This window comes from Arthrobacter sp. 05L44 (assembly GCF_056397605.1).
Window position 1 is genome coordinate 299,448 of record NZ_JBFTNS010000002.1, and the last position, 22,586, is coordinate 322,033.

Genomic DNA, 22,586 nt, shown 5'->3' on the forward strand with positions numbered 1-22,586 from the left:
AGGGGACCAGAGGCCCGCGGGCCAACACTATGACTGAAGCAGCCAACGGCAAGGCGCGGATCAGCGCGAGCGAGCGCACCGCAGGGGAATTCCCCCACTCCCTCCCAGGCCTGCGGACGGAGGTGGTCGTCTTCGACAATTCCGATCAGATGGTGCAATCCCTGGGCAGTCACGACGAGGCCCTGCGCTTTATTGAAACCCAGTTCCCGAACGTAGATTTCCACGTTCGCGGCAATGAACTCTCCATCAACGGCCCGGCCGCCGACGTGCCCCGGATCATGCGCCTGCTCAACGAGGTGCGGGGACTCGTGGCACGCGGAACGGTGATCACCCCCGCCGTTCTCCAGCAACTCGTGTCCCTGCTGCGCACACAGTCGCTGCAGAATCCGGTGGAGGTCCTGACCCACAACATCCTCTCCAGCCGCGGCAAGACCATCCGGCCCAAGACGCTGAACCAGAAAAACTACGTTGACGCGATCGACGCGAACACGGTGATTTTTGGAATCGGGCCCGCCGGCACCGGCAAGACCTACCTGGCCATGGCCAAGGCCGTCCAGGCGCTGCAGCAAAAGGAAGTCAACCGGATCATCCTGACCCGCCCGGCCGTCGAGGCGGGGGAGCGGCTGGGCTTCCTGCCCGGCACGCTCAGCGACAAGATCGACCCCTACCTGCGGCCGCTCTACGACGCCCTGCACGACATGATGGACCCCGAATCGATCCCGCGGCTGATGGCCGCCGGCACCATCGAGGTCGCCCCGCTGGCGTACATGCGCGGACGCACGCTGAACGACGCGTTCATCATCCTCGACGAGGCGCAGAACACCACGCCGGAGCAGATGAAGATGTTCCTCACCCGTCTGGGCTTCGGGTCCAAGATGGTGGTCACCGGTGACGTCACCCAGGTGGACCTGCCCTTCGGCACCCGCTCGGGGCTGCGCATCGTGGAGGACATCCTGCACGGCATCGAAGACGTCAACTTCTCGGTCCTGGACGCCTCCGACGTCGTCCGGCACCGGCTGGTGGGCGACATCGTCAACGCTTACAGCATCTGGGACGAGACACAGAGGAACCGGGTCAAGCATTCTGTCACCCGGGAGAACCGGGGAGAACACGCATGAGCATCGAGGTCAACAACGAATCAGGCGTCGCCGTGGACGAAGCGGAGCTGGTGGCACTGGCACGGTTCGTCTTCGAGCGCCTCTTCATCCACCCGCAGGCGGAACTGTCCATCCTGCTGGTGGACGAGCCCGCGATGGAAAAGCTCCACATTGAGCTTATGGACGAGCCCGGCTCAACCGACGTGCTCTCCGTACCGATGGATGAGCTCACCCCCGGCACCCCGGACAAGCCGACGCCCCAGGGCATGCTCGGCGATATCGCGATCTGCCCGCAGGTGGCCGAGGTCCAGGCCAAGAACGCCGGGCATTCGACCCAGGACGAGATGCTGCTCCTGACCACCCACGGTATCTTGCACCTGCTCGGCTTCGACCACGCGGAACCGGAGGAAAAGGAGGAGATGTTCGGCCTGCAGCGCGAACTGCTCTCCGGATTCACCGGTAAGGACGCCCCGGCAGAGACGATTCAGTGACCCCACTGATTTTGGCCTGCATGGCGCTGGTCTTCCTGAGTTTTGCCGCCGTACTGACTGCGGCCGAGGCCGCCTTCAACTACCTGCCCCGGCACGACGCCGAACTGGCGATCCTGCAAAGCCGCGGGACGGCGCTCAAACGGATCATGGCCCAGCCCGTGGCCCACATGCGTGCCCTGCGGTTCTGGCGCATCTGGTTCGAGATGGCCTCCGCGGTGGCCGTCACCGTGCTCCTGCACAGCATGCTGGACAACGTCTGGCTCGCGGGCCTCGCCGCCACCGGGATCATGGCGCTGCTGGGCTTTGTGATCGTCGGTGTGTCCCCGCGCCAGCTCGGCCGGGTCCACTCGGCCGGCATGGTCCGCTTCGCCGCGCCGCTGATCCGCTGGCTCTGCTGGGTCCTCGGACCCATCCCTGCCTGGCTGGTCACCCTCGGCAGCGCCGTGGCCCCCGGGGCGCCGGCGGACAACGAGGCCTTCTTCAGCGAAGAGGAATTCCGCGAACTCGTCGAACGCGCCAGCGAATCCGACGTCATCGAGGACAACGAGGCCGAGCTCATCCAGTCCGTCTTCGATTTCGGCGACACCCTGGCCCGCTCGGTCATGGTGCCCCGCACCGACATCCTCTGCATCGACTCCGGCTCCAGCCTGCACCGGGCCATGTCCTTGTTCCTGCGCTCCGGCTACTCCCGGATCCCGGTCATCGGCGAGAACACCGACCAGATCCTCGGCATCGTCTACCTCAAGGACGTCGCCGCCGTGATCCACAACCTTCGCCCCGGCGAGGAGCCGCCGGTCGTCGACGAACTGGCCCGCGAAGTCCGTTATGTCCCCGATTCCAAGCCCGTGAGCGACCTGCTCCGCGAGCTGCAAAAGGAATCCACCCACGTGGCGATCGTCATCGACGAATACGGCGGAACGGCCGGACTGGTCACCCTCGAGGACCTCATCGAGGAAATCGTCGGCGAGATTGTGGACGAATACGACACCGAGGCTGCCGAAGCCGTGGAGCTGGGCGACGGCAGTTACCGGGTCAGCGCCCGGATGAGCATCGATGACCTCGGTGAACTTTTCGACCTCGAGCTCGACGACGACGAGGTGGACACCGTGGGCGGCCTCCTCGCGAAGGCGCTCGGCCGGGTGCCGATCGTTGGAAGCACGGTGGCCGTCGACGGCGTCACCCTCCGTGCCGACCGGCTCGAAGGCCGCCGGAACCGCGTCAGCCACATCATTGCGGCGGCCGTTCCAAAGGAAGAAACTGACCTTGACGATCTTCTCGACGAGGCCGAATCAACGCAACAGGGAGTTCCACGTGAGCAAGCAGAATAAGACCGACGGCGGCGCGCCCTTCGGCGGTTACCGGGCCGGGTTCGCGGTGCTGGTGGGACGGCCGAACGCGGGGAAATCCACCCTCACGAACGCCCTGGTGGGCCAGAAGGTCGCCATTACGTCGGCCAAGCCGCAGACCACGCGGCACACCATCCGCGGCATCGTCCACCGCGAGGACGCCCAGCTGATTATGGTCGACACCCCGGGCCTGCACCGCCCGCGCACCCTGCTGGGCAAACGCCTTAACGAACTCGTGGCCGACACGCTCGCTGAGGTGGACGCCATCGGTTTCTGCCTGCCCGCCAACGAGAAAATCGGGCCCGGCGATAAGTTCATCGCGGCGCAGCTTGCCGCGATCGGCAACAAGCCTGTCATTGCCATCGTCACCAAGGCCGACACCGTTGACCGCCAGGCCCTCACCGAGCAGCTGCTGGCCGTCGCCGCCCTGGGCCGCGAGGTGCTCGGGGAGGACGGCTGGCGGGACATTGTGCCCGTCTCCGCCACGGACGGCTTCCAGGTGGGCACCGTCGCCGACGTGCTGATCGGACACATGCCGCCGTCGCCCCCGCTGTACCCGGACGGCCACCTGACCGACGAGCCCGAGGCGGTTATGATCGCCGAACTCATCCGCGAGGCTGCCCTGGAGGGCGTCCGCGACGAGCTCCCGCACTCGCTGGCCGTCGTCGTCGACGAGATCGTCCCGCGCGAGGACCGGCCCGAGGACCGGCCGTTCCTGGACGTCCGCGTCAACCTCTACGTCGAACGCCCCTCCCAGAAGGCAATCATCATCGGCAAGGGCGGCGCCCGGCTGCGCGAGGTCGGGACCACCGCACGCAAGGCCATTGAGGCGCTGCTCGGGGCCCGCATCTACCTCGACCTGCACGTCAAGGTCGCCAAGGACTGGCAGCGGGATCCCAAGCAGCTCGTGAAACTAGGCTTCTAGGCCCACTGACCGGCCGCCGCTTGCCGCCGGACCGGGCCGCGCACACGCCGCGGCCCCGCCCGGGCATGCCCATCGGGTTTTTCCCAGACTCGGCCCGTAAAATAGGGAAACTCCCGTTCGCTAAGGAAGGCACCACCCGTGGTTCGACCCCCTGATAACCGTGCAGACGGAACCGGCCGTCCGGTTCGGTCCCACGCGGCTGCCCGGCATACGGGCGACTCCTCCGTCGGCCCGGCGCGCCATCTGGGGGGCGCCCGGCGGATCCCCACCTGGCTGAAAGCCACCACGATCGTGCTCTCCGTGCTGCTGGTCGGCGTCATCGCTTTTGGGGCCTACTGGGTCATCCGACTGCAAGGCAACATCAGCACCGAAGCCCTTGGCGCCGGAAACAACCGCACCGAGGCGGCCCCCGACGACGCCACCGGGCGCATGCAGATCCTGATCCTGGGCACGGACACCCGGGACGGCAAAAACTCGCAGTACGGCAGCAAGGATGACTCCTCCGGCTACGGCCACTCCGACGTCATGATGCTGATGGATATCTCGGCGGACAACAAACGCGTCAGCGTCATCAGCTTCCCCCGCGACCTCCTGGTGGACACCCCCGCCTGCAAGGATCCGAAGTCCAACAAGCAATACCCGGCCCAGAGCGGCGTGATGATCAACGCGGCCATGTCCGAGGCCGGCATCGGCTGCGCCGTGGACACCGTCAACAAGCTCACCGGCCTGGAGATCGACCACTTTATGATGGCCGACTTCAACGCCGTCAAGGAACTCTCCAACGCTGTCGGCGGCGTCGACGTCTGCGTCAGCGACTCCATCTACGATCCCGACTCCGGCCTCCGCCTGAAGAAGGGGACCTCACAGGTCAAGGGCGAGCAGGCCCTTGCGTTCGTCCGGACGCGGCACGCCTTCGGTGACGGCAGCGACCTCGGCCGGATCAAGGCGCAGCAGGGCTTCCTGTCCTCGCTGGTCCGGAAGATCAAGGACGACGGGACCCTGAGCAACCCGGGGCGGATGCTCGGGATCGCGGACGCGATCACCAAGAACCTCACCATCGACGAAGGACTGGCATCGGTCCCGACGCTACTCACCGTCGGCAACCGGCTGAAGAACATCGACGTCGGCAAGGTGGCCTTTGTGGCCGCCCCCACCGAGCCTGCGGTCTCCGACACAAACCGGCTTCAGCTGGCCGAACCCGCTGCCTCCGAGCTGTTCGCGGCTTTGCGCAAGGACGTCGACCTGACCGATCCCACCGCCAAGCCCTCGCCCACCCCGGCCGCTTCCAGCAGTGCTTCGGCCAGCGCCAAGCCGACGGCCACCAAGGCGCCGGCCGCGCCCGCTTATGACAAGACCCTCCAGCAGGTCGCCGTGGCGAACGGTTCCGGCACCCCGGCAAAAGCCCAGGAAGTGCTCGCTTCCCTCAAGGCCGGCGGCTTCACCCAGACCAGCCAGTTCGATGCCCAGGCGGTCGCCACCACGGCCGTCTACTACGGCGCCGACTACGCCGACGTCGCCGCCGACGTCGCCAAACTGCTGGGGATCCCGGCGCGGCAGGTCCTCCCGGCAGGGGTCAACGGGGTGCAGGTGTACCTTGGCAGCGACTTCAAATCCGGCACCAAGCAGACTGACGCACCGGTCTCGCTGCCGCCGGACATCGTCAACCAGACGGCCGGCGACACCGTCTGCCAGCAGGCGAATCCGGTCCTGATCGTGCCCTAGCCCGATCCCGGGACGCCTAACCCCATCCAGGGACAACCCCGTCCAGGGACACAAAACCCGGGGACACAAAAGAGGACACAAAAGAGGAGCCGGCCCACACGGGCCGGCTCCTCTTTTGCATAACACCGTTTCGGCGCCGTTGGACGCCCCCCGTTTTTACCAGATGCTGACGCGGTCCTCCGGTGCCAGCCACATTTCGTCCTGGTCCGTGGTCGCGAAGGCCGTGTGGAACGCATCAAGGTTCTGGGCGATGTTGTTGGTGCGGAACTCGTTGGGGGAGTGCGGATCCGTGGCGAGTCGGCGGATGGCTTCCTCGCTGCGGATCACCTGCCGCCAACTGGCCGCCCAGGACGCGAAGAACCGCTGGGCGCCGGTGAGGCCGTCCAGGACCGGCGGTTCCTGCCCGCCAAGGCTGATCAGGTACGCCTTGTACGCAATGGTGAGGCCACCGAGATCGCCGATGTTCTCGCCCAGCGTCAGTTTGCCGTTGACGTGCTGGCCGTCCGCCTCGGCGGGGGAGAGGGCGTCGAACTGGGCCACCAGCTTGGCGGTCAGCGCCTCGAAGGAAGTCCGGTCGGCCTCAGTCCACCAGTTCCGGAGCAGGCCGCTGCCGTCGTACTGGGACCCCTGGTCATCGAAGCCGTGGCCGATCTCGTGCCCGATCACGGCGCCGATGCCGCCGTAGTTCACGGCGTCGTCGGCGTCGGCGGTGAAAAACGGGGGCTGCAGGATGGCCGCCGGGAAGACGATCTCGTTGAGCAGCGGGTGGTAGTAGGCGTTGACGGTCTGCGGCGTCATCAGCCACTTCTCGCGGTCCACGGGCTGTCCTACCTCGTCCAGGTGCCGGTCGACGTCCGCGCTGTGGGCTCGTTCAACGTTGCCGAGCAGATCCCCGGCGTCCACCACCACGGCCGAGTAGTCGATCCACTTCTCCGGGTATCCGATCTTGGCCCGGAAGGAATCGAGCTTCTTCAGGGCCTCCGTCCGGGTTTCCTCGCCCATCCACGGCAGGCCAGTGATGGAGTCGCGGTACGCCTCAGTCAGGTTCCCCACGAGTGAGCGCATGTGCTCCTTATGGCTCTCCGGAAAGTGCCGGGCCACATAGATCTGCCCGACCGCTTCGCCCAGGGCGGCCTCGACGACGGCGACGCCGCGCTTCCAGCGGTCCCGGTTGCGGGGCGTGCCGCTGAGGGTGGTGCCGTAGAAGGCGAAGTTTGCGTCCACGAACGCCGCGGAAAGGTAGGGAGCCGCGGCGCTGACCACGCGGGTGGCCAGCCATTCCTGCCAGGTGGCCAGCGGCACCGAGTCAAGGAGCGCTGCCGCCCCTGCGAAGAAGTCCGGGGTGCTTACCACCAGCTCGGCGCGCTTTTCGGCGGCGATGCCCGCGGCGTCGAACCAGTCGGCGAGAAGCGGGAAGAGCTCTGCGGCTTCGTCGGCTGACTTGAGGTTGTAGGTCTTCTGCGGATTGCGGAGGGTGACTTTGTCCCAATGGTGGGATGCCAGGGAGGTTTCCAGTTCCACCACACGTGCCGCGGCGGCCCCGGGTTCGGCGATGCCGGCGAGCTCCAGCAGGGTCCGGACGTGCTCCCGGTAGGCCTGCACCATCGGCGCGAATTTTTCCTCGCGGTAGTACGACTCGTCCGGGAGGCCGAGGCCGCCCTGCCCGGTGTAGAGCAGGATCCGGTCCGGATTGCCCGCGTCAGGGGCCGGATAAATGTAGAACAGTCCCGACACGTCAGCCCGGAACAGCCGCCCGGCCAAACGGACCAGCTCGGCCACCGACGCGGTGCCGAAGACCTCGGCCAGCCGTTCCCGGATCGGTTCCGCGCCCTTGGCTTCGGCGGCGGCCTCATCCATAAAACTGCTGTAGAGGTCCCCGATCTTGCGTTCAATGCCGGTCGCGGCCTCCCCGCGGCCCGCGGCCTCGATGATGATTTCCTTGACCGCGAGTTCCGAGCCGTCCCGCAGCGCCGTGAAGGTGCCCTCCAGCGGCCGGTCATCCGGAATGGTGGTGGTCTTCAGCCAGCGCCCGTTGAAGTGCCGGTAGAGATCGTCCTGGGGTCGGACACTGGCGTCGATGGTGGCGGGGTCGATTCCGGAAAGCGGCACTGATGCTCCTTCGAGAGGACGGCTGTACCGGGCCTGGCACCGGTACAGCGTCTGCATGGTGGACGTTGCTGGGGTATGGCTCCTTCATCTTACGCACCCGTGTTACTGTGAAAATGTGCGTGCAGAACTGCTTCTTCTTAGCTGCCGCGGCGGGGCCTCAGACGCGATCTAGCGCAAGGCCAAACCTCGCTGCGGAGTTTGTGTTGCCCGGCCACCCTTTCACCAAGAACCACAGAAAAGGCCCCGATAAGTAATGCGAAACGCACAGCAGCCCTCAGGAATGCCGGTCCACCGCTATGTCCCCTTCCAGGACCTCATCAGTGTCGAACTGCCGGACCGCACCTGGCCCGGGAAGGTCATCACCAAGGCCCCGCGCTGGTGCGCCGTTGACCTCCGTGACGGCAACCAGGCCCTGATCGATCCCATGAGCCCGGCCCGCAAGATGAAAATGTTCGACCTGCTGGTCCGGATGGGCTACAAGGAGATCGAGGTCGGCTTCCCCTCGGCCTCGCAGACGGACTTCGACTTCGTCCGGCAGCTGATCGAGGGCAACCACATCCCGGATGACGTCACCATCCAGGTCCTGACCCAGGCCCGCGAGCACCTGATCGAGCGGACCTACGAGTCCCTGGTAGGCGCCAAGCAGGCCATCGTCCACCTTTACAACTCCACCTCCGTCCTGCAGCGCCGGGTGGTGTTCAACCAGGACGAGGACGGGATCCTGGACATCGCCCTGCAGGGCGCCCGCCTGTGCAAGAAGTACGAGGAAACACTCGAGGACACGCACATCACCTACGAGTACTCGCCGGAGTCCTTCACCGGCACCGAACTCGCCTACGCCGTGCGCGTCTGCAACGCCGTTGCCGATGTCTTCGAAGCCTCGGCGGACCGGCAGGTCATCATCAACCTGCCGGCCACTGTCGAGATGGCAACCCCGAACGTGTACGCCGATTCGATCGAGTGGATGAGCAGGCACCTGCATCCCCGCGAAGGCATCATCCTCTCCCTGCACCCGCACAACGACCGCGGCACCGGCGTCGCGGCAGCGGAACTGGGCTACCTCGCCGGAGCCGACCGGATCGAAGGCTGCCTGTTTGGCAACGGCGAGCGGACCGGCAACGTGGACCTGGTCACCCTGGGCCTGAACATGTTCGTCCAGGGCGTGGACCCCATGATCGACTTCTCTGACATTGACGACGTCCGGCGCACGGTGGAGTACTGCAACCAGCTGCCCGTGGCCGAACGCTCACCCTACGGCGGGGACCTGGTGTTTACCGCCTTCTCCGGCTCGCACCAGGATGCCATCAAGAAGGGCCTGGAAGCCCTCGAGAAGGATGCAGCCGCAGCGGGCAAGGACGTCGCCGACTACACCTGGCAGGTGCCCTACCTGCCGGTGGACCCGAAGGACCTCGGCCGCAGCTACGAGGCGGTCATCCGGGTGAACTCCCAGTCCGGCAAGGGCGGGGTGGCGTACCTGCTGAAGAACGAGCACAACCTGGACCTGCCGCGCCGGGCCCAGATCGAGTTCTCCGGCGTTATCCAGCGCCGCACCGACACCGTGGGCGGGGAGGTCAGCGGCGCCCAGCTGTGGCAGCTGTTCCAGGACGAGTACTTGCCCTCCGCCGCAGCCGAAGCCCAGTGGGGCCGCTACGCCCTGGGCGCGGTCAGCACCGAGTCGGACGAGGACGGCACCATGACCCTCACCGCCGCCCTGAAGATCGACGGCAAGCCCTTGCGCCGGACCGGGGTGGGCAACGGCCCCATCGCGGCCCTGCTCAGCATCCTGCGGGAGGACGGCGTGGACGTCCGCGTCCTCGACTACAGTGAGCACGCCCTGTCCGAAGGCGGCAGCGCCCAGGCCGCGGCCTACGTCGAATGCGCCGTGGGGGAGCGGGTGCTGTGGGGCGTCGGGATTGACGCCAACACGTCCATGGCGTCGCTGAAGGCCGTCATTTCCGCCGTCAACCGCGCCATCCGGGACGCCCGCGCCTAGAGCAGTCCCACTGCGCCGCCGGAGGTTCCGGCGGCGCAGTGCTGTTTCCAATGGCGGCGAATCCCAAAAGTCAGTGCGAAGATTAACTGTGGCCCAACCTTCCTCCTTCGCAGCCCGCGCCTACCGCGACGACGCCGTGGTCCTGCGCACGCACAAGCTGGGCGAGGCGGACCGCATCATCACGCTGCTGACAAAACACCACGGCCAGGTCCGCGCCGTGGCCAAGGGTGTCCGCCGCACCAGCAGCCGGTTCGGGGCCCGGCTTGAGCCCTTTATGGTCGCCGACCTCCAGCTCATCTCGGGGCGCACCCTGGACGTGGTGACCCAGGCGGTCGCGAAGGGCGCCTACGGTTCGAGCATCGCCTCCGACTACGGCCGCTACACGGTGGCTGCAGCGATGACCGAGACCGCGGAGAAACTCACCGACGTCGACGGCGAAGCCGGCACGGCCCAGTACCTGCTGCTGGTCGGGGCCCTGGCATCGCTCAGCCGGGGCGACCACGCCCCGGAACTTATCCTTGACTCCTACCTGCTCCGCGCACTGTCCACGGGCGGCTGGGCGCCGAGCTTTACCGACTGCGCCCGCTGCGGCGCCCCGGGACCGCACACCGCGTTCTCGGCTCCTCTCGGCGGCATGGTCTGCGGGGAGTGCCGGCCCCCGGGCTCGCCGGCCCCCGCCGCGGAGACCGTGATCCTGCTCGGGGCGCTGCTGACCGGCAACTGGGTTGCAGCAGACGCATCCGCCCCCGGCCACCGGCGGGAGGCCGCTGGGCTGGTGGCCAGTTATCTGCAGTGGCATCTGGAACGTGTCCTGAAATCCCTCAAACATGTGGAGCGAACGTAAACGTGGCCCTGGGCAAAAAGAAGAATCCCGTCCGGCAGCGCAGCACCCCCGTGGTGGCGCCGTACCCGCATCCCTCCGGTGCCGTTGCACCGGCCATCCCCGCGGAGTTCATTCCGCGGCACGTCGCGATCGTCATGGACGGCAACGGCCGCTGGGCCAACCAGCGCGGCCTGCCCCGCATCGAGGGCCATAAGGCCGGCGAGCCGGCGCTGCTGGATGTGATGGCCGGCGCCATCGAGCTCGGCATCGAACACGTCAGTGTCTACGCCTTCTCCACCGAGAACTGGCGACGCTCACCCGAGGAAGTCCGCTTCCTGATGGGATTTAACAAGGATGTGCTGCGACGCCAGCGCAACCAGCTGGACGACTGGGGTGTCAGGATCCGCTGGTCCGGGCGGCGGCCCAAACTCTGGGGCTCCGTCATCAGGGAGCTCGAGGAGGCCGAGGAGTTCACCCGCGGCAACAGCACCTGCACGTTGAACATGTGTGTTAACTACGGCGGCAGGGCCGAGATCGCCGACGCCGTGGCCGCCATCGCGGAGGAGGTGGCCGCGGGCCGGCTCAAGCCCGGTGCCATCACAGAACGCACCATCCAGAAATACCTTGACGAGCCTGACCTGCCAGACGTTGACCTGTTCCTGCGCAGCTCCGGTGAACAGCGGCTCTCCAACTTCATGCTCTGGCAGTCCGCGTACGCCGAGTTCGTTTTCCTCGACACGCTCTGGCCCGACGTCGACCGGCGCACGCTGTGGGACGCCGTCGAAATCTACGCCCAGCGGGACCGCCGGTACGGCGGCGCGGTCGACGCCGCAGTCCCGACGGGGGAGCTTCCCCGCGGCTAGCCCGCCCCGCCGTCGTCCGGGACGTACGCCCTAATCCACCGCGCCAGCCGTGCGTACGCGTCGGCGCGGACCCGCGGCGCCGAGAGGAAGACGTCGTGCAGGGCACCGTCGATCCGTTCCAGGGTCACGGTCCGGCCGAGGCTCAGGGCGCGCAAGGCGATGGTGTTGACGTCAAGGACAGCATCCGTGCGCCGCATGGATTCCTTCCAGAACATCCCGTTGGCGCTGGCGCCGGAGATCATCACCAGGATGGGGGCGTCGATGTTCAGCCCCCGGGCCACCTTCGACTGACCGCTGAGGACGGCGCTGAGCCAACCGGCGCGCACGGGGAAGGCCCGGCGCGGCCTGTAGTTGTCGTCGAGGAGCCACTCGCCCTCCGCGGCGCTGCTGATACTGCGCCAGTAAAAGGCACGCTCGGGAAGCCGGATGACATACTCGGGCCGCAGCCGTGCCAGCGGTTCCACCATGGTCCAGGCAGCCCTGCGGATCGCCGGGCTGCCATGCATCTCCAGCCACGGGCTGTCGAGGACCAGCTGCGCGGCAATCCCCGGGTGCCGGCTCGCCCACAGGGCCGCGATGAGGCCGCCGGTGGAGTGGCCCATCAGAGTCACGGGCACGGCGGGCGCGTTGTCAGGACGGAGGGACCTGATGATGCCGATCGCGGCGGTGATCTCCGCGTCGTAGTCGGCCAGGTCCGCCACGTAGCCGCCATGGGTGCCATGCTGCAGGCTCCGGCCGTGGTTGTGCATGTCCAGGGCGAAGAACTCGAAGCCCTGGGCGGTCCAGAATCCGGCGAGCTCCTCATTGAAGAAGTAGTCACTCCACCCGTGCAGGAACAGGACGGCACGCTGCGGGGCCGGCCCGGCTCCTGCCGCGGGGACGTGCCGGACCAGTGTGGCGGTGCGCTCCACGCCGTCGGGCCCGGCCGCCTGGAAGACGCAGGCCGCGAAGTCCTCGCCCAGGATGTCTGTCTGCCACTCCATCGGCTCCTCCCGGCCCGCAGCTAGACCGCTGCGGCGGCCGCGCGGCCCGCCGTCCGGCCAGAGAACAGGCATCCGCCCAGGAACGTTCCCTCAAGGGCGCGGTAGCCGTGGATCCCGCCGCCGCCGAAACCGGCCGCCTCCCCGGCGGAGTACAGCCCGGCGACGGGCAGGCCGGAACGGTCCAGCACCCTGGATTGCAGGTCGGTCTGGATCCCGCCGAGGCTCTTTCGGGTCAGGACGGAAAGGCGCACCGCGAGCAGGGGCCCGTGCCGGGGATCGAGCATCGGGTGCGGGGGAGCCACCCGCATCACCCGGTCCGTGGTGAAGCGGCGGGCGGCGCGGATCGCGGCGAGCTGCGGATCCTTGCCCAGGCCGCTGGCGAACTGGCGGTCGCGGGAGCGGACCAGCCGGTCCAGTTCCGCTGCGTCAATCAGTGGCGAGCCTGTCAGGCCGTTCATTTTCCCGGCGAGCTCGGCCGGGCTGGCCGCCTGCAGGAAGTCCACACCGCGGTCCAGGAAACGCTGCAGTGGGCTGTCGATGGAGGGTTTGAGGCGCGCGGCGAGCAGGCGGATGTCTTTGCCGGTGAGGTCCGGATTCTGCTCGGAGCCGGAGAGCGCGAATTCCTTGAGGGCAATTGACCGGTTCAGCACGAACCAGGAGTGCTGATGCCCGGTGGCCAGGATATGGCGCAGTGCGCCGAGGGAGTCGAAGCCCGGAAACAGCGGCGCCGGGAGCATCTTCCCCGTAGCGTCCAGCCACAGCGCCGACGGGCCCGGCAGGATCCGGATGCCGTGCTTCGGCCAGACAGGATCGTAATTGTGGATGCCTTCCGGGTAGTGCCACATCCGGTCGCCGTTGATAAGCCTGCCGCCGGCACTGTCTACGGCGGCCAGGAAATCGCCGTCCACCGCCGCCGGGACCCCGCTGAGCATCGCCTCCGGTGCGCCGCCGCCCGGCCATTGCTTACGGACGGCGGTGTGGTTGCCGCCAATTCCGCCACTGGTGACGACGACGGCGCCCGCGGCGGCCTCGAAACCGCCGACGGCTTCACGGGATGATTGCTCGCCCCGTGCCGCGCCGCTCGGGACGAGGACCTCGCCGCGCACCCCGGTGACAGTGCCGCCGCTGGTGGTGAGTCCCGTGGCGCGGTGGCGGAAATGGAAGGAGACCCTTCCGGCAGCCTGGCCCTCCCTGAGCTTGGCGAGGAAGGGCGCGACAATCGCGGGCCCGGTGCCCCAGGCGACGTGGAAGCGGGGGACCGTGTTGCCGTGGCCGTCCGGGCCGTACCCGCCGCGTTCCGCCCACTGCACCAGCGGGAAGAGTCCGACGCCGAGGGCGGCGAGCCAGGCGCGTTTCTCGCCGGCCGCGAAGTTCACGTAGGCCTCCGCCCAGGCGCGGGCATGGGTGTCTTCGCTCCGGTCGAAACCGGCCGACGACAGCCAGTCCGCCAGTGCCAGGTCCGCGCTGTCCCGTACGCCCAGCCGGCGCTGCTCCGGTGTGTCGACCAGGAACAGCCCGCCAAATGACCAGTGGGCCTGGCCCCCGACGGAAGCCTCGGGTTCCTGGTCCAGGACCGCCACCCGCCGTCCGGCCGCGTACGCCTCGGCGGCTGCCGCCAGCCCCGCCAGACCGGCGCCGACCACCACGACGTCGGCCTCGATCCGCGTGCCGGGACCGGCTCCCACTACGCCGCTGGTGACTGCATCCTCGCTGCTCATGGCTTCATGCTAGCGCCCGGGCGGGATGCGGATTGGCCGGCATTTTGGTTTGTGCGCCGGGAACCGGAAAACTAGGGGCATGCGCGTATATCCCACCTTCTTCCGGCTTGCCTTCTCCTGGATGGACGCCGAGCGCGCCCATACGATCGGTTTCCGGGCCATCCGGCTGGCCAACCGCTGCGGCGCCGGACGGGTGCTGCAGCGCTTCACCGCGCCGGCCCCGTCCCTGCGCACCGAGGCGTTCGGGCTGACGTTCCCGTCACCGTTCGGACTCGCCGCGGGGTTCGACAAAGAGGGCCACGGCATTGAGGCCCTGACCGAGCTCGGCTTCGGCCACGTCGAGGTTGGCACCATTACCGGCCAGGCCCAGCCGGGCAACCCGGCCCCCCGGCTGTTCCGGCTCATCGAAGACCGTGCCGTGATTAACCGGATGGGCTTCAACAACGACGGTGCGGCTGTGGTCGCACCCCGGCTGCGCTCCGCCCGCGCCGCCCTGCAGCGCCGCTATCCAGGCGTCCGTCCGGTGATCGGCGTCAATATCGGCAAGAGCAAGGTGGTGGAACTTGAGGACGCAGTGGCGGACTACCTGGTGAGCGCCCGCAGCCTGGCCCCGGCCGCCGACTACCTCGTGGTGAACGTCAGTTCCCCGAACACCCCCGGCCTGCGGCTGCTGCAGGACGTTGACACACTCCGGCCACTCCTGTCCGCGGTCGGCGAAGCCGCGGACACCGCCGCGGGCCGGCACGTCCCGCTGCTGGTTAAGATCGCCCCGGACCTCAGCGACGAGGACATCGACGACGTCGCCCGGCTGGCGCTGGACCTGAAGCTCGACGGCATCATTGCCACCAACACCACCATCGGCCGCACCGGGCTCGTCTCCAGCCCGGACACTGTCGAGGCGTGCGGCGCCGGCGGCCTGTCCGGTGCTCCGCTCCGTCAGCGGTCTCTTGAGGTCCTGGCCCGGCTGAAAGCCGCCACCGGCGGTGCCCTTACCCTGGTGTCGGTGGGCGGCGTGGAGTCCGCCCAGGACGTCCGCGACCGGATCGACGCCGGCGCAACGCTGGTGCAGGGCTACACGGCCTTCCTCTACGAGGGCCCCTTCTGGGCTGCGCGGATCAACCGGGACCTCGCGAAGCAGGCCGCCCGACGCTGACCGGACGCGGCTCCGGAAAGAGTCCGCGGGCGCCCGTCAGACACAAAAAGGCCCCCGGCAGTCCAACTGCCGGGGGCCTTTTGACGGCTGAATTAGGCGGGGAACTCGCCGCGCTTGACCTGCGGCTTGGGGAGCCGCAGGCGGCGGAACTGCAGGGAGCGCATGGAGCCGTACCAGACGGTGCCGCGCTCCACCTCGCCGAACTTCTCGGCCAGGCGCTTCTTCAGCTTGCGGGAGAGGATAAAGACATCCACGAACACGGCCAGGAACATGACCCAGAATCCGCCCAGGACGTAGATCATCTGGTCGCTGCTGGCCGGAACCAGCAGGGAGATGATCACAAAGAGCAACGCGCCGAACATCAGGTACTCGCCGAGGCTGAAACGGGCGTCCACGTAATCGCGGGCAAAGCGCTTCTGCGGTCCCTTGTCGCGAAGCGGCAGGAACTTCTCATCACCGGTGTCCATGGCCTGGCGCATCTTGAGCCGCTGGTCCGCAATGGCGGTGCGTTCTGCAGCCTTGGAGGCCTTGCGATCTTCCGGAACCAGGGGCCGCTTGCGGGCGGCGACCTGGGCGCTGCGCTTAGGCGTTGGGGCTCCCTTGCCGATGGCGGCGTCCCGGGCTGCTGCCTCGGCCACCTGCTGGTCAACTACGTCCTGCGCCGAGGGCGCTTCCTTTTTACGTCCAAACACCCCTACAGAATACCCTGCGGGCACCGGGGCGAGGCCCAGGCCACACCCGGCCGCCCGTTTGCTGTAACAGGAGGCACGGTAGTGTTTTGGCCATGACTTCATCACCCGCGGGGAACCCGCAGACCCCAGCCGGCGGCGCCATCGATGCCGACGCCCTCCGCCAGGCCGTTACCGAATCCTTTGACACCACTGTCGAACAGCTCAAGCAGCTTGTGGCCATCCCCGGCATCGCCTGGCCCAGCTTCGACCCGGCACCGCTGAACGCCAGCGCCGACGCCGTCGCCGAATTGGTGCGGGCCACCGGGTTCGACGACGTCCGGGTGCTGCGATGCGACAAGGAAGACGGCACCCCTGGCGGTCCCGCCGTCGTCGCCCGCCGTGCTGCCGCGGCCGGCAAGCCGACCATCCTGCTCTACGCCCACCATGACGTGCAGCCGACCGGCGACCTGGCCCTCTGGGAGACCGAACCCTTCACCGCAGTCGAGCGCGACGGCCGCCTCTATGGCCGCGGTGCGGCCGATGACAAGGCCGGCATCCTGGCCCACGTGGCCGCCTACTCCGCCGTCACACGCGTGCTGGGCGAGGAACTGGGCCTGGGCGTGACCTTCTTCTTTGAAGGCGAGGAAGAAGCCGGTTCGCCGACCTTCCGTTCGTTCCTTGAAACGCACAAGGAACTGCTGCGCTCGGACGTGATCGTCGTTGCCGACTCATCGAACTGGAAGGTCGGCATCCCGGCACTCACCACCAGCCTCCGGGGCCTGGTCGACGGCACCATCGAGGTTAAGGTCCTTGACCACGCCGTCCACTCCGGCATGTTCGGCGGCCCCGTGCTGGACGCCCCCACCCTGCTGGCCCGGCTGATCGCCACCCTGCACGACGACGAAGGCAGCGTCGCGATCGACGGCCTGGTCAGCCGCGACGACGTAACTGTCGACCTCACCGAAGAGGAGTACCGCAAGGACGCCTCCGTGCTCGACGGCGTTAAGCTCGCCGGCACCGGAACCATCGCGTCGCGGATGTGGACCAAGCCCGCGCTGTCCATCATCGGTTTCGACGCACCCGCCGTGGACGTTGCCTCCAACACGCTGCTGCCGCGCGCCCGCGCCAAGTTCAGCCTGCGGCTCGCCCCGGGGCAGAACCCGGCCGAAGCCATGAACGCCGTCCGCCGCCACGTCGAATCCCACGCACCGTTCGGAGCCGAGGTGGTCTTCACCCCGGGGGAGAGCGGCAACGCGTTCCTCACGGACACCACGTCCACCGCGGCCAGCATGGCCATGTGGGCCCTCGGCGAGGCATGGGGCGTTCCGGCCGTCGAGACCGGCATTGGCGGTTCCATTCCCTTCATCGCGGACCTCACCGAGCTGTACCCGGACGTGCAGATCCTCGTCACCGGCGTCGAGGACCCCGACTCGCGGGCGCACAGCGCCAACGAATCGCTGCACCTCGAGGACTTCCGGAACGCCATCGTCGCGGAAGCGCTGCTCCTGGCCCGGTTGAACGCTGACGGCCTCGCCTGAGGCCCGCGGCCCCACACCGCTTCCGGGGAACATCCAGCCGGCGGTGAGGGTTACGTCAGGAGTTAGAGCTACACGTCTGATCGACGTAGCATGTAGCTATAGCCCATACCGTTTAAGTAGGGGCGGGCACCGCGCAGGCGGAGCCGCCACGACCGTCGTAAGAAGGTAGGCCATGAGCACTACAACCAATGAAAACAGCGCCGACACCACCGTCCAGGCGGACCAGGACCTGGCCAGCCACGAGGTCCAGCTGACCGACGTGGCCGCCGGCAAGGTCCGCAGCCTGCTGGAACAGGAAGGCCGCACTGATCTTCGGCTCCGCGTTGCCGTGCAGCCGGGCGGTTGTTCCGGCCTGATCTACCAGCTCTACTTCGACGAGCGCCTCCTCGAGGGCGACGCCGTACGCGACTACGACGGCGTCGAAGTCGTTGTCGACAAGATGAGCGTGCCCTACCTGAGCGGTGCCAGCATCGACTTCGAGGACACCATCTCCAAGCAGGGCTTCACCATTGATAACCCCAATGCGGGCGGGTCCTGCGCCTGCGGAGACTCCTTCCACTAAGGGCTAAGGCCGGGCCATGGGCCCGGCCTTAGCGCCGTCCGGGGGAGGGTCACCGGAATCGCCGAAAACTCCACGGAGGCACGGCGCGGACATGTGGGCGAAAACTCGCGGGGAGCGGTAAGCTCTACACCGAGTAGTAAAACTTTTAGTGTGCCCGGAACGCTTACGGCGGCCGGGCGACAGCAACAAGTAGGAAGGGCCGTCTGTGAGTTCGCAGAACCGAACCGGCAGCCGACGCAAACAGATCACTACGATCACTGGCTTGGCACTAGCCGGCGCGTTGGCATTGACTGGATGTTCACCAGAGGTACAGAAAGGGTGGCTGCCCACTGAGCGTGGCACCACCAACCACACTGACCGCATCATGGACCTCTGGGTCAACTCATGGATTGCCGCGCTGGTCGTCGGCATCATCACCTGGGGCCTGATGATCTGGTGCATCGTGGCGTACCGGCGCCGGAAGGGCACCGTCGGCTTCCCCCGGCAGAACAGCTTCAACCTTCCCCTCGAGGTCTTCTACCTGACGATCCCGCTCTTTATGGTCCTGGTGTTCTTCTACTTCACCGACCGTGACCAGCAGGCGATCGACAACCGTGACCAGCCGGCCGACGTCGTCGTCGACGCCCGCGCCAAGCAGTGGGCCTGGGACTTCAACTACAAGAAGGGCGACGTCGTCACCGGCGACGTCCACGAGGCCGGCGTCCAGGCACACCTCACCGGCAATGATGTCGACAAGGAAAAGCTGCCGACGCTCTACCTCCCCGTCAACAAGTCCGTTGACCTGGAGCTGAACGCCCGCGACGTCATCCACTCCTTCTGGGTACCCGCCTTCCTGCAGAAGCGCGACATGATCCCCGGCAAGACCAACTACATCCGGTTCACCCCCACTAAAGAGGGAACCTACGACGGCAAGTGCGCCGAACTCTGTGGTGAGTACCACTCCGAAATGCTGTTCCGCGTGAAGGTCGTCTCCGAGACGGAGTTCAAGGCCCACCTTGACCAGCTCCGCCAGGCCGGCAACACCGGACTGCTCGGCGAAGAGTACGACCGCAACCCGGCCCCGACCGAGAACAAGTAAGGGGAGCGCGACGTGGCTACGACCTACTCTCAGCCCTCCGGGATCCTTGAGGCTCCCGTAGTACCCAAATCCAAGGGGCGCATCGTCGTCAACTGGATCACCTCCACCGACCACAAGACCATCGGGTACATGTACCTGATCGCGTCCTTCGTGTTCTTCTGCTTCGGCGGCGTTATGGCACTGCTGATCCGTGCCGAGCTGTTCGAACCCGGCATGCAGATCCTGCAGACCAAAGAGCAGTACAACCAGCTCTTCACCATGCACGGCACCGTAATGCTCCTGATGTTCGCGACGCCGCTGTTCGCAGGCTTCGCCAACGTGATCATGCCCCTGCAGATCGGCGCTCCCGACGTCGCCTTCCCGCGACTGAACGCGCTGGCCTTCTGGTTCTTCCTCTTTGGTTCCACCATCGCGGTCTCCGGCTTCATCACCCCGCAGGGTGCAGCCTCGTTCGGCTGGTTCGCGTATGCGCCGCTGTCCAACACCACCTTCAGCCCCGGCGTCGGCGGTGACCTCTGGGTCTTCGGCCTGGCGCTCTCCGGCTTCGGCACCATCCTCGGCGCGGTGAACTTCATCACCACGATCATCTGCATGCGCGCCCCGGGCATGACCATGTGGCGTATGCCGATCTTCACCTGGAACGTCCTGGTCACCGCCATCCTCGTTCTGATGGCGTTCCCGCCGCTTGCTGCCGCTCTCTTCGCCCTCGGTGCGGACCGCCGCTTCGGTGCCCACATCTTCGATCCCGAAAACGGCGGCGCCGTCCTCTGGCAGCACCTGTTCTGGTTCTTCGGCCACCCCGAGGTCTACATCATCGCCCTGCCGTTCTTCGGCATCGTGTCCGAGATCTTCCCGGTCTTCAGCCGCAAGCCGATCTTCGGCTACAAGGGCCTGGTTTACGCCACCATCTCCATCGCCGCCCTGTCCGTCACCGTGTGGGCCCACCACATGTACGTGACCGGCTCGGTCCTGCTGCCGTTCTTCTCCTTTATGACGATGCTGATCGCGGTACCCACCGGCGTGAAGTTCTTCAACTGGATCGGCACCATGTGGCGGGGTTCCATCACCTTTGAAACCCCCATGCTGTGGAGCATCGGCTTCCTGGCCACGTTCCTCTTCGGCGGCCTGACCGGTATCATCCTGGCCTCCCCGCCGCTGGACTTCCACGTTTCCGACTCCTACTTCGTGGTGGCGCACTTCCACTACGTGGTCTTCGGTACCGTCGTCTTCGCGATGTTCGCAGGCTTCTACTTCTGGTGGCCGAAGTGGACCGGCAAGATGCTCAACGAGCGCCTTGGCAAGATCCACTTCTGGATGCTCTTCTTGGGCTTCCACGGCACCTTCCTCATCCAGCACTGGCTCGGCGTCGAGGGCATGCCCCGCCGCTACGCGGACTACATGCCGCAGGATAACTTCACCTGGATGAACCAGTTCTCCACCTACTCGTCCTTCCTGCTGGGTGCCTCGCTGATCCCGTTCTTCTGGAACGTTTACATCACCTGGCGCAGCAACGAGAAGGTCATGGTTGATGACCCCTGGGGCTTCGGTGCCTCGCTCGAGTGGGCCACGTCCTGCCCGCCGCCGCGCCACAACTTCACGTCGCTGCCGCGGATCCGCTCGGAACGTCCTGCCCTGGACCTGCACCACCCCGAGCTCTCCCAGAACTACACCATCGACTCGCCTGCCCCGGCAGCGGCCGCGCTGGGTAACGCCGACCAGAAGGACACCGCGAAGTGAAGATCGAATCACGGATTTTTGGGCTCGGAGTCTTCTTCTTCGTCCCTGTAGCCATCGTCTACGGTTTTATGACGCACTGGTCCGAATGGGTGGGCATCCTCGGGGTCCTGCTGGTCGCAGGCCTCGCCGGCATGATCGGCGCCTACCTGGGCTTCACCGGACGCCGGGTCGGTATGCGCCCGGAGGATCGCAGCGACGCTGAGATCCACGAGGGCGCTGGCGAGCAGGGCCACTTCAGCCCCTGGAGCTGGTGGCCCCTGGTGCTGGGCCTCGCCTGCGCCGGTGGCTTCCTCGGCCTTGCCGTGGGCTTCTGGATCACGTTCATCGCCGGCGGCCTGGCCGTCGTGGCGCTCGTGGGCTGGGTCTACGAGTACAGCCGCGGTGACCACGCGCACTAACATTCAAAACTGAGACCAACGACGGCGGGCCCCACCTTTGAGGTGGGGCCCGCCGTCGTTTGCCTAAACCGGATGTTCCGGGGACCATGCTGGCCCAGCGTTACCAGGCCGAGCGCTAGCCGGACTGTGACTCCAGCAGGGCGCAGAGCTCCGTCAGGGCGTGCTCGGCGTCGGCCTCGCTCGCGCCGTCCGGAACCGAATCTGCCCGGACCGCGAGCTCCACTTCGCAGCCGTGCCCGAAGTCCTCGGTCATGACTTCCAGGAGGGACCGTGCATCGACGCCGGGCCGGCCTTCCTTGCTGATGGTCACGGCGAAGCCGGTCTGGGTGACCGCCCTGACGAACACGGCCGCGGGACGGGCGTGCAGTCCGATCGAGGCCTGGACGACCGCCTTGCGAGCTGGCAATGGAACTCCTTTGAAACAGGTGGGCCGGGAGTGCTCCGGCAAGTGTGCTTCCTAAGCGTAGCCGGGGGATTAGCACCGGGCGAACCGTAACGGCTGAGTGGTCTAGACCTGCTCCCATGGTGGCTTAAGATTGGAGCATGAAGCATTCCATCGGGCGGTTCCGTGGGTTCTAACGCAGCACGGATGGCCGGCGGGATCGACCGCAGCAGCGGAGTCCCCATCTACGTCCAGCTCCGGGAAATACTCCGCGCCCACATTGCCAGCTCCTGTCCGCCCGGATCGGCATTGCCCTCGGAGCGAGACCTCTCCGAGCGCTTCGGCCTCGCCCGCATGACCGTCCGGCAGGCCATCGACGCCCTCGTGGGCGAGGAAGTGATTGAACGCGTCGTGGGTTTAGGCACGTTCGTGCGCAAGCCCAAACTGGACCTCCAGGTGAAGCTGACCTCCTACAGTGAGGAGATGCAGCGCCGCGGCATGGTTCCGGCAGCCAAGGTCCTGAGCTTCGAACAGATCAGTGCCAGCGCGTTCCTCGCCCGTGAACTGCAGCTGGAGGAGGGCACCCAGTTGGTCCGGTTCCGGCGCCTCCTGCTCGCCGACAACGAACCGATGAGCGTCGACGAGAACTTTATCCCCGCGCACCGGGTGCCGGGGCTCCTGGACGGTCAGCCGCCGACGTCCCTCTACAACGTGCTGAGCGAACGCTACGGGCTGGTGATGGAGTGGGGGGAGGACATGATCGAGGCCACGGCCGCGTCGCCCTCCACGGCCCGCCTGCTGAATGTGGAGGTTGGTTCGCCGCTGTTGAAGATCCAGCGGCACGCGTTCGTCGCCAGAGCCATGGTGGACTACTCCGTGTCCTACTACCGGGCCGATCGCTACAAGCTGTGGGTGCCGCTGCAACGGCCGGGCGTCCGGCCCACGCGGAACTACGCATCGGGGTACCGCCCCTGATCAGCAGCCCGCGGCACACAAA

General features: G+C 66.9%; 20 protein-coding genes. 15 read left to right on the forward strand and 5 right to left on the reverse strand.

Going from position 1 to position 22,586, the window contains the following annotated elements; genetic code table 11:
* Window positions 1-29 precede the first annotated feature (29 nt).
* From AC1DHY_RS06645 to AC1DHY_RS06665, 5 genes are all read left to right on the forward strand, one after another.
* The gene (locus AC1DHY_RS06645; RefSeq protein WP_476903360.1) at window positions 30-1,118 is read left to right on the forward strand and encodes a PhoH family protein; all 1,089 of its coding nucleotides are present in this window, start codon (window positions 30-32) and stop codon (window positions 1,116-1,118) included.
* Entirely contained in the window at window positions 1,115-1,588 is a 474-nt protein-coding gene (gene ybeY / locus AC1DHY_RS06650; RefSeq protein ID WP_476903361.1) for an rRNA maturation RNase YbeY, read from the forward strand. Before AC1DHY_RS06645 ends, ybeY begins: the two co-directional genes overlap by 4 nt.
* Window positions 1,585-2,916: a hemolysin family protein gene (locus tag AC1DHY_RS06655; RefSeq protein ID WP_476903362.1), complete on the forward strand. Its 1,332-nt coding sequence runs from the start codon at window positions 1,585-1,587 to the stop codon at window positions 2,914-2,916. Before ybeY ends, AC1DHY_RS06655 begins: the two co-directional genes overlap by 4 nt.
* Window positions 2,900-3,859, forward strand: coding sequence for a GTPase Era (gene era / locus AC1DHY_RS06660; RefSeq protein WP_476879372.1), 960 nt, complete (start codon window positions 2,900-2,902; stop codon window positions 3,857-3,859). The genes AC1DHY_RS06655 and era overlap by 17 nt, the downstream gene beginning before the upstream one ends.
* Window positions 3,860-3,997: 138 nt before the next feature.
* A complete protein-coding gene (locus AC1DHY_RS06665; protein WP_476879373.1) occupies window positions 3,998-5,581 on the forward strand; it encodes an LCP family protein in 1,584 nt (527 codons plus the stop codon).
* A 156-nt stretch (window positions 5,582-5,737) separates the two neighbouring features.
* Here AC1DHY_RS06665 and AC1DHY_RS06670 read toward each other — a convergent pair whose 3' ends face one another.
* A complete protein-coding gene (locus AC1DHY_RS06670) occupies window positions 5,738-7,690 on the reverse strand; it encodes a M13 family metallopeptidase (protein WP_476903363.1) in 1,953 nt (650 codons plus the stop codon).
* Between the two features lie 253 nt (window positions 7,691-7,943).
* Between AC1DHY_RS06670 and leuA the strand changes: the two genes are divergently transcribed.
* The 3 genes from leuA to AC1DHY_RS06685 all read left to right on the forward strand — a co-directional run bounded on the left by leuA (window position 7,944) and on the right by AC1DHY_RS06685 (window position 11,369).
* Window positions 7,944-9,683, forward strand: coding sequence for a 2-isopropylmalate synthase (leuA, locus tag AC1DHY_RS06675; protein ID WP_476880165.1), 1,740 nt, complete (start codon window positions 7,944-7,946; stop codon window positions 9,681-9,683).
* Window positions 9,684-9,771: 88 nt separating this feature from the next.
* The gene (gene recO / locus AC1DHY_RS06680) at window positions 9,772-10,527 is read left to right on the forward strand and encodes a DNA repair protein RecO (protein ID WP_476880164.1); all 756 of its coding nucleotides are present in this window, start codon (window positions 9,772-9,774) and stop codon (window positions 10,525-10,527) included.
* A gap of 2 nt (window positions 10,528-10,529) precedes the next feature.
* Window positions 10,530-11,369, forward strand: coding sequence for an isoprenyl transferase (locus AC1DHY_RS06685; RefSeq protein WP_476880163.1), 840 nt, complete (start codon window positions 10,530-10,532; stop codon window positions 11,367-11,369).
* On the opposite strand, the gene AC1DHY_RS06690 is transcribed toward AC1DHY_RS06685, so the two are convergent.
* Window positions 11,366-12,352 (reverse strand): alpha/beta hydrolase, encoded by a 987-nt coding sequence (locus tag AC1DHY_RS06690; protein WP_476903364.1) that lies wholly within the window; start codon window positions 12,350-12,352, stop codon window positions 11,366-11,368. The two genes, AC1DHY_RS06685 and AC1DHY_RS06690, sit on opposite strands and share 4 nt — an antisense overlap.
* Before the next feature lie 20 nt (window positions 12,353-12,372).
* Window positions 12,373-14,070 carry an FAD-binding dehydrogenase gene (locus AC1DHY_RS06695; protein ID WP_476880566.1) on the reverse strand — a complete coding sequence of 566 codons (1,698 nt, stop codon included), beginning with the start codon at window positions 14,068-14,070 and terminating at the stop codon, window positions 12,373-12,375.
* A 79-nt stretch (window positions 14,071-14,149) separates the two neighbouring features.
* On the opposite strand from AC1DHY_RS06695, the gene AC1DHY_RS06700 reads away from it, so the two are divergent.
* Complete coding sequence (locus AC1DHY_RS06700; RefSeq protein WP_476903365.1) at window positions 14,150-15,223, forward strand: quinone-dependent dihydroorotate dehydrogenase; 1,074 nt, start codon at window positions 14,150-14,152, stop codon at window positions 15,221-15,223.
* Window positions 15,224-15,315: 92 nt separating this feature from the next.
* Here AC1DHY_RS06700 and AC1DHY_RS06705 read toward each other — a convergent pair whose 3' ends face one another.
* A complete protein-coding gene (locus AC1DHY_RS06705; RefSeq protein ID WP_476880364.1) occupies window positions 15,316-15,915 on the reverse strand; it encodes a DUF3043 domain-containing protein in 600 nt (199 codons plus the stop codon).
* Window positions 15,916-16,007: 92 nt separating this feature from the next.
* On the opposite strand from AC1DHY_RS06705, the gene AC1DHY_RS06710 reads away from it, so the two are divergent.
* From AC1DHY_RS06710 to AC1DHY_RS06730, 5 genes are all read left to right on the forward strand, one after another.
* Entirely contained in the window at window positions 16,008-17,432 is a 1,425-nt protein-coding gene (locus AC1DHY_RS06710) for a M20/M25/M40 family metallo-hydrolase (RefSeq protein ID WP_476880363.1), read from the forward strand.
* A 172-nt stretch (window positions 17,433-17,604) separates the two neighbouring features.
* Complete coding sequence (locus AC1DHY_RS06715; RefSeq protein ID WP_476880362.1) at window positions 17,605-17,994, forward strand: HesB/IscA family protein; 390 nt, start codon at window positions 17,605-17,607, stop codon at window positions 17,992-17,994.
* Between the two features lie 205 nt (window positions 17,995-18,199).
* Entirely contained in the window at window positions 18,200-19,072 is an 873-nt protein-coding gene (gene ctaC / locus AC1DHY_RS06720; RefSeq protein ID WP_476903366.1) for an aa3-type cytochrome oxidase subunit II, read from the forward strand.
* A gap of 12 nt (window positions 19,073-19,084) precedes the next feature.
* Window positions 19,085-20,809: an aa3-type cytochrome oxidase subunit I gene (gene ctaD / locus AC1DHY_RS06725; protein ID WP_476903367.1), complete on the forward strand. Its 1,725-nt coding sequence runs from the start codon at window positions 19,085-19,087 to the stop codon at window positions 20,807-20,809.
* Window positions 20,806-21,207, forward strand: coding sequence for a cytochrome c oxidase subunit 4 (locus AC1DHY_RS06730; RefSeq protein ID WP_441417762.1), 402 nt, complete (start codon window positions 20,806-20,808; stop codon window positions 21,205-21,207). Before ctaD ends, AC1DHY_RS06730 begins: the two co-directional genes overlap by 4 nt.
* Window positions 21,208-21,322: 115 nt before the next feature.
* Here AC1DHY_RS06730 and AC1DHY_RS06735 read toward each other — a convergent pair whose 3' ends face one another.
* The gene (locus AC1DHY_RS06735; protein ID WP_476903368.1) at window positions 21,323-21,613 is read right to left on the reverse strand and encodes an HPr family phosphocarrier protein; all 291 of its coding nucleotides are present in this window, start codon (window positions 21,611-21,613) and stop codon (window positions 21,323-21,325) included.
* Window positions 21,614-21,796: 183 nt separating this feature from the next.
* Between AC1DHY_RS06735 and AC1DHY_RS06740 the strand changes: the two genes are divergently transcribed.
* Window positions 21,797-22,564, forward strand: coding sequence for a GntR family transcriptional regulator (locus AC1DHY_RS06740; RefSeq protein ID WP_476903478.1), 768 nt, complete (start codon window positions 21,797-21,799; stop codon window positions 22,562-22,564).
* Window positions 22,565-22,586 lie beyond the last annotated feature (22 nt).

Excerpts from the sequence above, each read along its gene's own strand:
- AC1DHY_RS06645 (WP_476903360.1), top strand. The coding sequence starts at position 30 with ATGACTGAAGCAGCCAACGGCAAGGCGCGGATCAGCGCGAGCGAGCGC.
- ybeY (WP_476903361.1), top strand. The coding sequence starts at position 1,115 with ATGAGCATCGAGGTCAACAACGAATCAGGCGTCGCCGTGGACGAAGCG.
- leuA (WP_476880165.1), top strand. The coding sequence starts at position 7,944 with ATGCGAAACGCACAGCAGCCCTCAGGAATGCCGGTCCACCGCTATGTC.
- AC1DHY_RS06690 (WP_476903364.1), bottom strand. The coding sequence starts at position 12,352 with ATGGAGTGGCAGACAGACATCCTGGGCGAGGACTTCGCGGCCTGCGTC.
- AC1DHY_RS06695 (WP_476880566.1), bottom strand. The coding sequence starts at position 14,070 with ATGAGCAGCGAGGATGCAGTCACCAGCGGCGTAGTGGGAGCCGGTCCC.
- AC1DHY_RS06700 (WP_476903365.1), top strand. The coding sequence starts at position 14,150 with ATGCGCGTATATCCCACCTTCTTCCGGCTTGCCTTCTCCTGGATGGAC.
- AC1DHY_RS06710 (WP_476880363.1), top strand. The coding sequence starts at position 16,008 with ATGACTTCATCACCCGCGGGGAACCCGCAGACCCCAGCCGGCGGCGCC.
- AC1DHY_RS06715 (WP_476880362.1), top strand. The coding sequence starts at position 17,605 with ATGAGCACTACAACCAATGAAAACAGCGCCGACACCACCGTCCAGGCG.
- AC1DHY_RS06740 (WP_476903478.1), top strand. The coding sequence starts at position 21,797 with ATGGCCGGCGGGATCGACCGCAGCAGCGGAGTCCCCATCTACGTCCAG.